At 39.1% G+C, this 13,695-nt stretch carries 13 protein-coding genes; 9 read left to right on the forward strand and 4 right to left on the reverse strand.

Annotated elements, in window-relative coordinates:
• A complete protein-coding gene (locus D0T08_RS03685) occupies positions 1–546 on the reverse strand; it encodes a hypothetical protein (protein WP_116981221.1) in 546 nt (181 codons plus the stop codon).
• A gap of 275 nt (positions 547–821) precedes the next feature.
• On the opposite strand from D0T08_RS03685, the gene D0T08_RS27415 reads away from it, so the two are divergent.
• The 3 genes from D0T08_RS27415 (at position 822) to D0T08_RS03695 (ending at position 4,062) form a co-directional block, all read left to right on the forward strand.
• Complete coding sequence (locus D0T08_RS27415; protein ID WP_147322697.1) at positions 822–1,064, forward strand: hypothetical protein; 243 nt, start codon at positions 822–824, stop codon at positions 1,062–1,064.
• A gap of 187 nt (positions 1,065–1,251) precedes the next feature.
• Complete coding sequence (locus D0T08_RS03690; protein ID WP_116981222.1) at positions 1,252–2,388, forward strand: hypothetical protein; 1,137 nt, start codon at positions 1,252–1,254, stop codon at positions 2,386–2,388.
• A gap of 126 nt (positions 2,389–2,514) precedes the next feature.
• On the forward strand, positions 2,515–4,062 hold the full coding sequence (locus tag D0T08_RS03695; protein WP_116981223.1) for a hypothetical protein: 1,548 nt from the start codon (positions 2,515–2,517) through the stop codon (positions 4,060–4,062).
• 267 nt (positions 4,063–4,329) lie between these two features.
• Here the strand turns inward: D0T08_RS03695 and aspS are convergent, their stop codons facing one another.
• A complete protein-coding gene (gene aspS / locus D0T08_RS03700; RefSeq protein WP_116981224.1) occupies positions 4,330–6,081 on the reverse strand; it encodes an aspartate--tRNA ligase in 1,752 nt (583 codons plus the stop codon).
• Between the two features lie 224 nt (positions 6,082–6,305).
• Here aspS and D0T08_RS03705 point away from each other — a divergent pair, with 224 nt between their 5' ends.
• The gene (locus D0T08_RS03705) at positions 6,306–6,935 is read left to right on the forward strand and encodes a hypothetical protein (RefSeq protein WP_116981225.1); all 630 of its coding nucleotides are present in this window, start codon (positions 6,306–6,308) and stop codon (positions 6,933–6,935) included.
• A 199-nt stretch (positions 6,936–7,134) separates the two neighbouring features.
• Here D0T08_RS03705 and D0T08_RS03710 read toward each other — a convergent pair whose 3' ends face one another.
• Complete coding sequence (locus D0T08_RS03710) at positions 7,135–7,380, reverse strand: hypothetical protein (protein ID WP_116981226.1); 246 nt, start codon at positions 7,378–7,380, stop codon at positions 7,135–7,137.
• 79 nt (positions 7,381–7,459) lie between these two features.
• A complete protein-coding gene (locus D0T08_RS03715) occupies positions 7,460–8,353 on the reverse strand; it encodes a LysR family transcriptional regulator (RefSeq protein ID WP_116981227.1) in 894 nt (297 codons plus the stop codon).
• Between the two features lie 117 nt (positions 8,354–8,470).
• Between D0T08_RS03715 and D0T08_RS03720 the strand changes: the two genes are divergently transcribed.
• From D0T08_RS03720 to D0T08_RS03740, 5 genes are all read left to right on the forward strand, one after another.
• The gene (locus tag D0T08_RS03720; protein ID WP_116981228.1) at positions 8,471–8,956 is read left to right on the forward strand and encodes a GNAT family N-acetyltransferase; all 486 of its coding nucleotides are present in this window, start codon (positions 8,471–8,473) and stop codon (positions 8,954–8,956) included.
• 22 nt (positions 8,957–8,978) lie between these two features.
• A complete protein-coding gene (locus D0T08_RS03725; RefSeq protein WP_116981229.1) occupies positions 8,979–10,400 on the forward strand; it encodes a pyridoxal-dependent decarboxylase in 1,422 nt (473 codons plus the stop codon).
• Positions 10,401–10,502: 102 nt separating this feature from the next.
• Positions 10,503–11,168, forward strand: coding sequence for a tRNA1(Val) (adenine(37)-N6)-methyltransferase (locus tag D0T08_RS03730; RefSeq protein WP_116981230.1), 666 nt, complete (start codon positions 10,503–10,505; stop codon positions 11,166–11,168).
• 13 nt (positions 11,169–11,181) lie between these two features.
• Complete coding sequence (locus tag D0T08_RS03735; RefSeq protein ID WP_116981231.1) at positions 11,182–12,147, forward strand: glycosyltransferase family 2 protein; 966 nt, start codon at positions 11,182–11,184, stop codon at positions 12,145–12,147.
• Between the two features lie 22 nt (positions 12,148–12,169).
• On the forward strand, positions 12,170–13,468 hold the full coding sequence (locus D0T08_RS03740; protein ID WP_116981232.1) for a M20/M25/M40 family metallo-hydrolase: 1,299 nt from the start codon (positions 12,170–12,172) through the stop codon (positions 13,466–13,468).
• Positions 13,469–13,695: the final 227 nt, after the last annotated feature.

Here is a 13,695-nt window from a genome sequence, read left to right on the forward strand (position 1 = left end):
TTATTGCAAATTTATTATCTCACCTTTATAGAAAAGTTTAACCTTTTTGCCATTTTCATCAACACATTCTAAAGCCACTTCATAAATAGAATTATTCTTTTTTACGGTTAATTTTCCAATATTCAGGTAAGCTTCAAAATCATCTGTTGGGTCATTCGGGTCAGCATTCAATTCAATGCCCCCTGAAAATGTATTTGGTTTCTCTTCGTAGTTGGTATCGGCAATATATTCTCCAGGTTCTAGTCCTTTACTACCCTTTTTTGTGTAAACCCATAAATACACTCCGGTCATTGTCCCGCTAAACGATTCTATCTTTCCATCCTTATGTTGTACTTTAAAAGAAGAGGTTAAGAGTGTCAGGATAATTTCTTCTTTATCTTTGTCATTATTTTCTTCTAAATGCGTAAATCCTTGAGATATATCATAGGTTTTACCATCATAACCCATCTGATTGGCAGGTGAAATTTCTTCATTCTTTTTGTCACAACTGAGTGTTAATAGTCCAGCAGTAAAAATTACCAACAGCTTTGTAATTGTTTTGCGCATAATTGTTAAAAATTGGTTTGATATAATTGAAAAATAATGTTCGCATCAAAGTACCGTAAAAACAAACATTCTATCAAGCAATTCCATTGCAATTATTCTAAAAACTTATGCTAATCTCATTTTCACCAATTGGATTATTAAGAAATTAAGAAAAAATTAAGAATTAAGCTTGCATACTTTATAAAGTAGAAAATTTTTACTTATTTCGCGGTTAGATAAGTCATTTGTCTTTTTCGCTGAAAGACTAAAAAAGTTAAAAACTGCTGAATTGTATTATGTTTCTTACATTATTTTACTTGTTGTTCTCACAAGTCAGGCATATATCCATCCCATTGCCCATCTTGATACTGAATAAAATAAGCGAAACTATTCTATTCGCCAATAATGGCAGCAAATCCATTCATCAGGGTTTCTTAGCTGTTCTAAAAAAGTTAACATCATCTTATCTCTATCAGTATTTTTCTGCTGATACATCACACATTTTCAAAACCAATGGCGGTTTAGCTTCATTGCGTTAATCTGTCCCATTACAGATTTAATTCCGGTGTTATAAACTGTTATACCAAGAGAAGTAAAGATTCAGGTCTGAATCTGCCAAACTTCTACCAATAGCCAGATTTAAAACTAATACTCCTTAGGCATTTCATGACTAAGGATGCGCTATGACTATTTTATTTTTTACCATAAACACTTATGTAATACCTTATGAGAAAACTCCTTACGCTTGCCTTAATAGCATCGTTTTCAGCGAGCTATGCGCAGAAAGTAGATTTAGACAAATTTCACTTCAAAGTCAGTTACCAACGCCTGCCAAAAGAATATGTGCCCTTAGAAAAACGCACCTACGGGGCCAGAGTCGTAGTGGGCGGTGCCTTACGTTCATACACTGACGAAAACATCGTTTATGACAAAATCAGAATCGATGGCTGGAAAAAAGTAGAAGCCAGCCCAACCGTAGGTATTGAAATGAATCTTGACGATTTTGCTTACAGAGGTGCAAGCACAAAATCAGAAACGAGCGAACAGAAAGACAAAGACGGCAAAGTAACTTCAAGAACCACCAACTATTGGGTTGAAGCCGGTTATGAGGCAAGAGGTATAGCACGTATAAAAGGCCCTGTAACTCCTAAACCATTAACAGAAAAGGAACAACAGGAGCTAAAGAAAAAAGAAGAAGCCAAAACGAACAATCGTTTCTTAGCCAATGTGAGTGTGAACAAAGAACCGGAAGTAACCGGTGGTTTCAATATTGGTCTGGGCATTTCTGAAACTTATACGACCGGTAAAAACACCAGTTCGGCAGCTGTAAGTAAAGAGTTTGAAGGCCAAAAAGAAGCAATTTATTCAGAGAAATTAAGAAGTTTTGTTGATGGCTCAATCAACAGAGTAAATAACAATCTGAATTTTACCTATGGATTCACCCCAATTGAAACCGATGATTATTTGTGGATACTGAACTCAAAAGATCATCCTGAATACCAGACTCAGCAAGAGGCTATTCAGGCAGTGAAAGAGTTGTTCAAAACCATGAAAGCCGACCAGCCTATTACTGATTTAGAAAACAACCTTGCTCCATTGATTGATTACTTACAGTCTTTGAAAACGAAGTATAAAGGCGATGATAAACGTAATAGAAAACTTCGTTACTCGGCTTATTACAACCTGTCAACTATCTACTATTATTTGGATAAACCTGAAAAAGCAAGAGAAGAGGCAGAAGGGTTAATCAAGAATGAATTTGACGAAAAAGATGGCGAGAAACTGGCTGAATATGCCAATATAATGGCCGATGCGATGAAACTAGCTAAAACCAATACCAGACATAACCCGAGTTTACAATAAATAATTGAGTGAATGAGCGATTGAGTGAATGAGTGATTAAACTTCTAATCTAATCTAATCTATTCAATCACTCAATCACTAACTCACTCAATCACTCAATACTACCAATCACTAAATAGATTTCCAATGAAAAAACATTTAATGCTTATCCTACTTCTTTTGACTACTGTTGTAGGTTATTCTCAAAAAAGAGACCCAAAAAGTATCAATATGCGAGGGCCTGTAGCTCCTGTTGACCTTAATTATGCTAATTATAAAAGCTACACTTTAAAACTGAATGCCCCTACTACTTTTGAGGCGATGGTTAGTCGGAATGGTGGTGCTTACAGCGCTTCATCATGGGCAGAAGATATGGTTATTTATGGTTTAAAACATGAAATTGACGGCGATTTCAAGATAACCTATAATGTCAGCAAATTTGAATTTCTTGATTCAAAAAGTATTTCGCGTTCTCCGGCCTTTGTAATGGGAATTGAGGCCAATGTAGAAGTGAAAGACAAAGAAGGCAAGATTATCTACCAACGTTTTCAGGCGCCGAAAGTAAATACTTTTATCGTGGATAGCGACGTAAGACCTTATCAGGTTATGTATAGCGTTTTGTATACTACATATCAGGAGCTTATCAATGACTTTACTTTATACTACCTATATGGCCCTGTATTAAAAGCACAATATGTTGATCTGAAATTGCCTAAGAAAACTGATCTGACAGATTTCAACCTTTCTACGCAGGTATTTCCGTCTATCTCAGGTGTAAGCCGCGACCAATGGCCTAATCTATTTGGTGAAGCACAAAAATATTGGGAAACATTGTTGAAATATCAGGTAAAAGATGAAGACGACACAAAAGATGTAAGAATGGCTGCTGCCTACAACCTTGCCTTTTCGAACTTGTTATTAGGTAATATGCCAGCCACTGAGAAATATGCAGCTATAGTAAAAGAAAACGATCGTAAGTTTTTAGGTATGGCTTCTAACCATAATATGTTAATGGATAATATCAAGGCGGTGAAAGAGTATACTACCGAATCGAAAGAAGCCAAAAATATCAGTCCTATCGCAGAAGCTCCTGTTTTACCTGAATACAAAAAATCAGCCGATGTTTTCAGATATGTGCAGATAGAAGGTGAACTACTGGATAACAAAGGCGATAAATTTGTAGGTAAAATAAAGTTGATGAATGATAACCCTCCGGTGAAAGACTATAGAAGAAGTGAGGGTGGTGCATTGACTTTAGGTGGTGTATTAAGCGCCTTCAAAACTGATAATGCCTCTGTACAAATCGAAATTGAAGGCCAGAAAAAACCCGTGAAAAGAAAAATAGACGACATTGCTCACATCAAAACCAAAGATGGCAAAACCTATAAAGTAGGTGTAGTAGGTGATGTACTTCAGGACAGCGACCGTTATGCCTTGATGGAAGAGGTGAAAATTCACCCAAGACTATCTGTTTACAACGAGGTTTTTCCGCAAAGCGATTGGGCATTGAAAAAACCAAAGGAAGAGAAATACTATCAGATTCCGGCATTGACCGCTAAAAAATCATTGAAATCATACTTCGCTGATTGTCCGGCTATGCAAAAAAGAATTGATACAGGTGAGTTTAACTCTGTAACAGGCCAGAATTATATTAATATTTTTGAAGCCTATCTGGCTGCCTGTGTGAAGAAGTAAGGGTGCACCCTAAAAAAGGAAATTTTATATATGAAAGCCGGACTTGAGTCCGGCTATGCAAGCAACATATTCCTTTGTTATTTTAGCCGGCGAATTTATTCGCTGAACTTCCGAGAATTAGACAGATAGCAAAAATAAAACGAGAACTTTGATGGGTTCTCGTTTTATTTTTGCCCGAAGACAGTTAGTGTGTCAGCGAATAAATTCGCTGGCTAAAATAACAAAGGATTTTTATTGCGGTGCCGACTCAAGTCGGCACGTATGTTATTACAACACCGTCTTAATCTTCAATTCATCCATTTGTTTCTGGTCAATGGTTGATGGCGAGTCAATCATCATATCGCGGCCTGAATTGTTTTTAGGGAACGCAATAAAGTCGCGAATTGAATCTGCGCCACCGAAAATTGAACAGAGACGGTCGAAACCAAAGGCGATACCTGCATGTGGAGGTGCACCAAATTCAAAAGCATCCATCAGGAAGCCGAATTGTTTTTTAGCTTCTTCTTCGGTAAAACCTAAGATACCAAACATCTTTTGTTGCAATGGTCTCTGGAAGATACGTACCGAGCCCCCTCCTACTTCAGTTCCGTTGATAACCATATCATAGGCATTGGCTCTTACGTTACCTAAATCTGCTGTCTCCAATAAAGGAATGTCTTCCGGTTTAGGACTAGTGAACGGGTGGTGCATAGCAAACCAGCGGTTTTCTTCTTCGCCATATTCTAATAATGGGAAGTCTAAAACCCACAACGCCTTGAATTCATCCGGCTTACGTAAACCCAGACGGCTACCCATTTCCAGGCGTAGTTCGTTTAACTGTTTACGTGTTTTATTGGCTTCTCCGGCAAGAATCAAAATCAAGTCACCTGCTTTGGCATCAAATTTCTCAGCGATTTGTTTCAAAGCTGCTTCATCAAAGAATTTATCGAATGATGATTTCAGAGTGCCATCAGCATTGAATCTGATATAAGCTAATCCCTTCGCTCCTACCTGTGGGCGTTTCACCCACTCCGTTATTTCATCTATTTGTTTACGGGTATATTCTGCACAACCTGTTGCATTAATACCTACCACTAATTCAGCAGAATCGAACACAACGAAATCTTTACCTTTTACTACGTCGTTCAATTCTACAAACTGCATTCCGAAGCGGGTATCTGGCTTATCAGAACCATATAATCGCATAGCATCAGCATAGGTCATACGTGGTACTTCAGGCATATCAATGTTTTTCACAGTCTTGAATAAATGACGAATCAAGCCCTCAAACATCTGCAGAATATCTTCCTGCTTCACAAAAGACATCTCGCAGTCTATCTGTGTAAATTCAGGCTGGCGATCCGCACGTAAGTCTTCATCACGGAAACATTTTACAATCTGGTAATATCGGTCAAAACCCGATACCATCAACAATTGCTTAAAGGTCTGTGGTGATTGCGGTAAAGCATAAAACTCACCCGGATTCATACGGCTTGGCACCACAAAGTCTCTCGCACCCTCTGGTGTAGACTTAATCAAAACCGGAGTTTCTACCTCAATAAAATCCTGGCCATCAAGAAAATTTCGGGTTTGTTGAGCCATTTTATGGCGCAATTGTAAGTTCTGACGAACGGCGTTACGACGTAAATCAAGGTAACGGTATTTCATACGAATATCGTCGCCACCGTCGGTTTCATCCTGAATCAGGAATGGAGGTAATTTAGCAGGGTTCAATATCTCTAAAGTAGAAACTTTAATTTCAACATCTCCTGTCAGAATTTTATCATTTTTTGATACACGCTCAATCACTTCACCCGTAGCTTGAATTACAAATTCACGGCTTAATGTACGAGCAAGAGCTATCACGTCGGCATCGCTGCTATTTTCATTTAATATTAGTTGTGTAATACCATAGCGGTCGCGAAGGTCAATATAAATAATACCACCTTTATCCCGAACAACTTGTACCCATCCGCATAAGGTAACTGTCTGATTTACATCTGCGATACGCAATTGTCCGCAGGTATGAGTTCTTAACATTACGTTTAAAGAATTATGTTGAGCAATTTTTTTGCAAAAGTAAGCATTTTAAAGGAAAGGTTTTAGACCGTATCCAAAAATTATGGCTTTTATTCAAATACCAAATATCATCCCAATTCTACCAACTACTCACACAGGTTACCAAATACTCATTCATGCTTTCTTGGGGGTTTCTAATTGATTTATTTAGCGTTCTCAAACTCTTCTAAATCGATTTTATTACCATGAAAAAAATCTTTACCCTTTTGGCTACTTGCCTGATAGCAAGCAGTTACGCTATTGCCCAACATTCAGAGGCACTCCCTGGTACACTCAAAGCAACTACTTTAAGTGGTGTTGGTAAAAGGCCCGTTTTCTCAGACCCTGATGGGGTATTAATCAACCAGTCTTCAAGCGATGAATTATTCATTTCTATTCCGGCAGCCGATTTCAGAAGTATCAATGACCAGGGACCAGTCAATTTCAATATTGGAGAGATAGCCGGAAATGGGAGTACAAATATGCGTCTGATAGCTCCGGCCGGGTATTTACCATATATCGTAAAGATAAATAAAATGCGGGTCTGTTTTAAAGACAATATTTTGTCGAATCTGGAGGTGAGCTTATTTGAAGTATATCCCGACCCCAGCCTTACCGCGCTTACCACCACGACTCTAACTACCATCACTTCTTCTGGCGCTGATGCTAAGTATCGTTGTCTGGATAAAGAAGTAGGAAAAGTTTTTGACTATGCTAAATTCAGCTATTATTTACAGGCGAGACCCGTACCCAACCAAACAGATAATGGGATATGGTCGAGCAAAATTGAAGATATGTCTTTGGTACACGTGATTTTGTTTTACAGCTATTTGTAGCATTATAGTTGCAGAAAAATCTTGAAATCGGAATAATATCCGCATGAATCTAGGCAGAAAGTAGACACATCAGGCAGATTTGTTGCCTGTTAAAAATATAATTGCTAAATTGCGAACTTTAGTCACAGCAAAACATTTTGGAATAGGGCTGCTCATTGAGCGGCTTTTATTTTTTTGTGACTATAAGGAGGAATTAAATCTATGAGTAAACGAGCAAGGAACCTTTCTCTTGCATTCTTTTACGTTCATCTTTCATATGATTTCTGACCACAATGCAGGCTTCAAAGCGCTCCTTAAATTCGTAGAAATGTAGAAGTTCAATGAGTTCATCCATATCTAAACTAGTTACGAATCTCGCTAAATCTTCTAAAGAAAGGCTCAATAGCAGTTTTTGGGTAGGTAATGTAAGTACATCACCTCCATTTTGTTGATGGGGGCTTGGCATTATCTGGGATTCTTTAAAGTGTATATACGTAACTCATGGAATTACGCAATTGTTTAACAAACATAAATAATATTTCTGACTATTTTAAACAATTATTCTTTATTACTTCATCTACAATATCAAAAAAGCGGTTCAGTTCTTTTTCTCTACCCCGAAGCCATACCATACGCATTTCTGACTTGATACTGAGGTCAGTAAGCTCAATGTGGCGCACATTCATACTTTGTCCACTCAAAGCTGATTTAGGTTCTATAGATACTCCGACACCCGCTTCTACCAAACGTAGTACTGTATTCGTATTACCAGATTGATAGGCAACTTTCGGAATAAAGCCATAATTCTGGCATAAGGCTTCAATACTTTCTACATACCCCGAGCTTTCACTGCGTGAGGGCAATATAAAATTCTCATCAGCTAATTGTGCCAATGAATGAAAATTTTCGTCGTTCAGCCAATGATTTTGCGGCAACAGTATCACAAAGTTTTCGGCATAAAGTGTACGTGCATTGATTTCTTTGGGTACAATCATATTAGGCCCGAAACCTACATCTATCGTTCGATTCATTAAGGCATTGATTTCATATACATTTGTCGATTCTATCAGCACCGTTTGCATAGAAGGTATTTCTTTCTGAATCTTGGCTAAGATGGCAGGTAATAAAAATTGCATTGATGAACTTGAATGGGCTATGCGAATCTCACCTCCCTCTCCCCTGTGTATCTGTGTCGTCCGTTGGCATACTCTTTCAAAATCTTCTAAAATCCGTTTGGCCTCATCTCTGAAATACATACCTGCTTCGGTAAGCTCTACCTTTCTTTTATGACGATTGAATAATTGCACGCCCAATTCTTCTTCCAATTGCATAATCTGGCGGCTCAGGGCAGGTTGGGCAATGTATATATCTTCGGCTGTTTTTCGATAGTTCAGCCTTTCGGTCAGTTTCAGAAAATTCTCTAAGGTTCGTAAATCCATAGTATAAATATGCAAGCAAGAAATTAATTGATTCCTAAAACGCATCAATTAATCAAAATTAAGTATTTTTTGTTATCATAAATAAATATTTGCTTTGCACTACTAATCTTATGAATCATGAGCGAGCTATTATCTATTATTCCCGTTATTTCCTTAACTGAAAACATCCAGATTGTACAAGCCGAATTGCAGCACGTTGATGCCGTGGCTGCGGTATTTGATGCTTACCGTCAACATTATGGACAAGCACCAGATATTGAGGGAGCCAAACAGTTTCTGGCAGAACGAATAGCGAATAAGGAGTCCGTTATTTTTCTGGCTTTAGAAGATAATCAGCCTTTAGGATTCACACAATTATATCCGATGTTTTCATCGGTTTCCATGCGTCGCTCATGGACACTCAATGATTTATTTGTTAAAGAAACGCTCAGAAGTAAGGGCATAGGCAAGATTCTCTTAGCTACTGCGCAGCATTTCATCCAACAACAGGGCCATAAAGGCCTATTATTAGAAACTACCCCCGATAATACTAAAGCCCAGAGTTTATACGAGCGTCTGGGTTGGGTGCGCGAGCAGAATTATTATTATTTCTGGCAGGCGTAGTACAACAAACCACAATACCGTCATGGAATCTCTCCTACAAAAAGCCTTTTCCCCAGACCTTTTTCGTCAACAAGCGCACAACTTAGTTGACCAATTGGCTGATTATCTTGAACAAGCCCAAAGCGGCTCGTTAGAAATGGTTATCCCCTACAAAGACCCGGAAGAAAGCCTGGCTTTCTGGCAGGAAGATTATGAGCAAGGGCAAGGTGATGTAACTGAATTTTTCAGCAAGACTATTCAATATTCTAATCATCTGCATCATCCACGGTATATGGGGCATCAGGTGACACCACCTGTCCCTATCTCGGCATTGGCAGGTATGCTTAGCAGCATGCTCAACAATGGCATGGCGGTTTATGAAATGGGTCTCGTTTCGAATCCACTGGAACGTATCCTTTCAGAACTATTAGCCAAAAAAATTGGGTTTGATAAAAACGGCGGTGGTTTGCTTACTTCAGGTGGTACATTAGCTAACCTAACGGCATTATTAGCCGCAAGAGCTGCCAAAACCGATGTCTGGGAAGATGGCACCAACGAACGATTGGCAGTAATGGTATCAGAAGAAGCCCATTATTGTATCGACCGTGCCGCTCGCATTATGGGGATGGGCAACGAGGGGATTATCAAAGTACCAACCAATGAACTACTGCAAATAAGAACCGATTTATTGGAACAATACTATCAGGAGGCCACCGACAAAGGCTTGCATGTTATAGCTATTATTGGAAGCGCCTGCTCTACCTCTACCGGAAGTTATGATGATCTGGAAGCCATTGCTGCTTTTGCGCAAAAGCATGAACTGTGGTTTCATGCCGATGGGGCACATGGTGGCGCAGTCGTGTTCTCTGATAAATACAAATATCTGGTAAAAGGCATTAATCAAGCAGATTCGGTGGTGATAGACTGGCATAAAATGTTAATGGCACCCGCCTTGATAACAGCTGTAATATTTAAAAGAAATGACGATGCCTTCAGAACTTTCCAACAGAAAGCCCAATACCTATGGGCCAATCAGCATTCAAAAGACTGGTTCAATTCAGGTAAACGAACTTTTGAATGTACGAAGTTAATGATGAGTGTGAAAGTATATGCGATACTAAAAGCACACGGAGAACAGATTTTTACGGATAATGTAGAATACCTCTACGATTTAGGAAAGCAATTTGCAACACTCTTGAAAGCCCGCCCAAACTTTGAATTAGCCCTGGAGCCGGAAAGCAATATTGTTTGCTTCCGTCTGAAATCTACATCCGGCACATTGAATGAATTAAATGCTAATATCAGAAAACGGCTTTTGGAAGAAGGTAAATTCTATATTGTGCAAACTACTTTGGGTGATAAGCTTTATCTGAGAGTCTCTCTAATGAACCCGCTTACGACTGAAACTGATTTGATAGCTTTGTTGGATGAAGTGGAGAGGCTTGGGAAGGTTGTAGCTTCTTAATTTACTCAAAAAGCCTTATCTTCGCCCCTTTTAAAGCCAAAAGGTGTGCCTAAATCATATTTCCAGTTCAAGCAATTCATCATAAATCAGGACAAATGTGCTATGAAAGTATGCACTGATGCCTGTATTTTAGGTGCGTATGCTGACGTATCGAATACTCAGAAAATATTGGATATTGGCACCGGGACAGGGCTTCTCTCGTTAATGCTGGCACAAAGAAGCAAATCTACCATTGATGCGGTTGAAATAGATGATGATGCCTTTGCACAGGCAAAAGTCAATATAGCCGAAAGCGCATTTATAGATAGAATCAGCCTTTACCATCAGTCTGTACAGATTTTCAGTAGACAATATCAAGAAAATACTCCTTATGATTTAATCATTTCGAACCCACCTTTTTATCAGAATTCTCTGCAATCTCCTGATTTGCAAACCAATAAAGCCTTGCATGCCACAACACTGACATTCGATGAATTAATTGATGCGGTTATTAATCTATTAAGCGTTGACGGAAAGTTTATTGTATTACTTCCACCCTTTGAGGCAGACCAGTTAACAGGCGTAGCTCAGAAAAAAGGTTTATATTTGTGGGATAAATTGGCGATACAACACAATCCACAGAAAGCCGTATTCAGGCATATCCTAAGCTTTGGCAGAATGCCTGTATCAGAATACACAGAAGATACGTTAGTGATTCATCCGGAAAATTCGAATGCGTATTCGGATAAATTCCGGCAACTGTTGAGCGATTATTACACGATTTTTTAGAACTTTGCTCCTAATGACTCAAACACTTCAAATATCGGTCGTTATACCTTTATATAACGAAGCAGAATCTTTGCCCGAACTTCATGACTGGATTGTGAGGGTAATGCAGGAAAATAACTTTACTTACGAAATTCTTTTTGTTGACGATGGCAGTAATGATGGCTCATGGGAGGTCATTCAGAATCTTGCCCATAAAAATACCAAAGTCAGGGGCTTTAAATTTGTGCGTAATTACGGTAAAACAGCTGCCCTGCAAACAGCCTTTGCACAGGCCAAAGGCAATGTAGTGATTACGATGGATGCTGACTTACAGGATAGCCCCGACGAAATACCGGAACTATACCGCATGATTACCGAAGATAAGTATGATCTGGTATCAGGCTGGAAAAAGAAACGCTACGACCCAATCACTAAAACGCTTCCTACCAAGTTGTTTAATGCAGTATCCCGTTGGGTATCAGGTGTATATTTACATGACTTTAATTGCGGTCTGAAAGCCTATCAATCACGAGTTGTAAAAAATATAACGATTTATGGCGAAATGCATCGGAATATACCCATTATCGCCAAATGGAATGGTTTCAAGAAAATAGGTGAAAAGGTAGTGCAACACCGCCCGCGTAAATATGGTAGCACTAAATTTGGCTTAGAGCGCTTCATTTTTGGTTTTCTTGATTTATTGACCGTAGCATTTGTCAATAAATTCGGCCGCCGCCCCATGCATTTTTTTGGTACTATGGGTGTGCTATCGTTCGTAATAGGAAGTTTAATGGCCTTATATCTGCTTTTTGAAAAACTCTATAACATCAGCCAGGGACTTCGCTATCGTAATGTGACTGACAATCCGTTTTTCTTTTTAGCCTTAGTGGCTATTATCATCGGTTCGCAGCTATTTCTGGCAGGCTTTATTGGCGAATTATTTGTGAAACAAACCTTTAAAAAAGACGAATATTTAATCGAAGAAAAAACAGAGCAATAACTCATCAAACCCAGCAAACTATATGAAAATCATCAGACTGTCCCTTATCCTCTTTTGTATCACGTATGTCTCTCAGGCTCAAAAGGTCAATAAACTCATTAAAGAAGATGAAGTAAAACGTATCATCAGCACCCTGGCTGCTGACGATATGATGGGTAGAAGTTCCATGCATCCACAGCAAATTGAAAAAGCTACAGCTTTTATTGCTGACGAATTTAAGAAAATCGGTTTACAGCCATTGAAAGGAGCAAACGATTTCAGACAGGAGTTCCCAATTACCAAGATAGATGGATTTGAAAGAGCGGAGGTAATGATTAACGGACAGGTGATTCCGAAAGATAAATACATCTTTATGTCGGATAATGAAGAAATCAACTGGACATCCAATATCCCTGTGGTAATTGTAGGTGCGGGAGATACTTTTTCACCCAACCAATACATGAGCGATTCTACCAGTAAAATCGTGGTGATTGACGCCGCACATGAAGCAAAACTGGCAGGTCTGAAACGTTTTATGGGTCGTGCAAGGTTATTGTCGAAGCCTTATCCAAAAATCGCAGGCAATATTCTATTTGTATCAGGTATCGGTTCGGTAGATAATTATTCGGTAAAAATCAAACAACGCAAAGAAGCGTTTATGATGACTAATGTAGTGGGTGTATTGCCGGGTAAAAGCAAACCTGATGAAATGGTTGTCTTTTCAGGCCACTATGATCATTTAGGGATTCAAAAAGCCGTAGATGGTGACTCTATTGCCAATGGTGCTGATGATGATGCTTCGGGTACAACGGCAGTTATCACTCTAGCCAACTATTTCAAAAAGCTAAAAAATAATGAGAGGACTATCGTATTTGCCGCTTTCACGGCAGAAGAAATCGGTGGTTTTGGCTCAAAATATTTCTCGCAACAATTAGATGCTGATAAAGTAGTGGCCATGTTTAATATCGAAATGATAGGTAAAGCGTCTAAATGGGGTATTAATTCAGCGTTCATTACAGGCTTTGAGCGCTCGGATTTCGGAACTATCTTACAGAAAAACCTGAAAGGCACAGCCTTTACGTTTAATCCGGACCCTTATCCGCAACAAAACCTTTTCTATCGTTCGGATAACGCGACTCTTGCGCGCCTGGGAGTTCCTGCTCATACTATCTCTACCGACCAGATTGATTCTGATAAATTGTATCATAGCGTGAACGACGAAGTAGAATCATTAGATATTCAGAATATTGTGGCTACCATCAGAGCCATCGCCCTAAGTTCTCAGACAATTGTGGCGGGGACTGATACGCCGACTCGGATTGATAAGAGTACGGTGAAATAATAGGGGCATTTTATAGTAACGGCGACTGAAGTCACCGCCTAAGATAACAACGGAATATTTTATATGTAAGCCGGACCGCGCGGCGGCCGCTTAAGTCCGGCGATGTGTGAAAAATACCTTTGTTTGCTTAGACGGCGACTTCAGTCGCTGATACTAATAGTAATAGTTCCATACAATCATTCCTTCCACACAATAATCAACCAAATCTTTCGTATGTTAGGTATCAT

Origin of the sequence: Emticicia sp. C21 (assembly GCF_003418935.1) — a bacterium.
Taxonomy (GTDB): Bacteria; Bacteroidota; Bacteroidia; order Cytophagales; family Spirosomataceae; genus Emticicia.

Coding starts and splice junctions, on each gene's coding strand:
- D0T08_RS27415 (WP_147322697.1), top strand. CDS start 822: ATGTTTCTTACATTATTTTACTTGTTGTTCTCACAAGTCAGGCATATA.
- D0T08_RS03690 (WP_116981222.1), top strand. CDS start 1,252: ATGAGAAAACTCCTTACGCTTGCCTTAATAGCATCGTTTTCAGCGAGC.
- aspS (WP_116981224.1), bottom strand. CDS start 6,081: ATGTTAAGAACTCATACCTGCGGACAATTGCGTATCGCAGATGTAAAT.
- D0T08_RS03685 (WP_116981221.1), bottom strand. CDS start 546: ATGCGCAAAACAATTACAAAGCTGTTGGTAATTTTTACTGCTGGACTA.
- D0T08_RS03725 (WP_116981229.1), top strand. CDS start 8,979: ATGGAATCTCTCCTACAAAAAGCCTTTTCCCCAGACCTTTTTCGTCAA.
- D0T08_RS03735 (WP_116981231.1), top strand. CDS start 11,182: ATGACTCAAACACTTCAAATATCGGTCGTTATACCTTTATATAACGAA.
- D0T08_RS03705 (WP_116981225.1), top strand. CDS start 6,306: ATGAAAAAAATCTTTACCCTTTTGGCTACTTGCCTGATAGCAAGCAGT.
- D0T08_RS03720 (WP_116981228.1), top strand. CDS start 8,471: ATGAGCGAGCTATTATCTATTATTCCCGTTATTTCCTTAACTGAAAAC.
- D0T08_RS03710 (WP_116981226.1), bottom strand. CDS start 7,380: ATGCCAAGCCCCCATCAACAAAATGGAGGTGATGTACTTACATTACCT.
- D0T08_RS03695 (WP_116981223.1), top strand. CDS start 2,515: ATGAAAAAACATTTAATGCTTATCCTACTTCTTTTGACTACTGTTGTA.
- D0T08_RS03730 (WP_116981230.1), top strand. CDS start 10,503: ATGAAAGTATGCACTGATGCCTGTATTTTAGGTGCGTATGCTGACGTA.
- D0T08_RS03740 (WP_116981232.1), top strand. CDS start 12,170: ATGAAAATCATCAGACTGTCCCTTATCCTCTTTTGTATCACGTATGTC.
- D0T08_RS03715 (WP_116981227.1), bottom strand. CDS start 8,353: ATGGATTTACGAACCTTAGAGAATTTTCTGAAACTGACCGAAAGGCTG.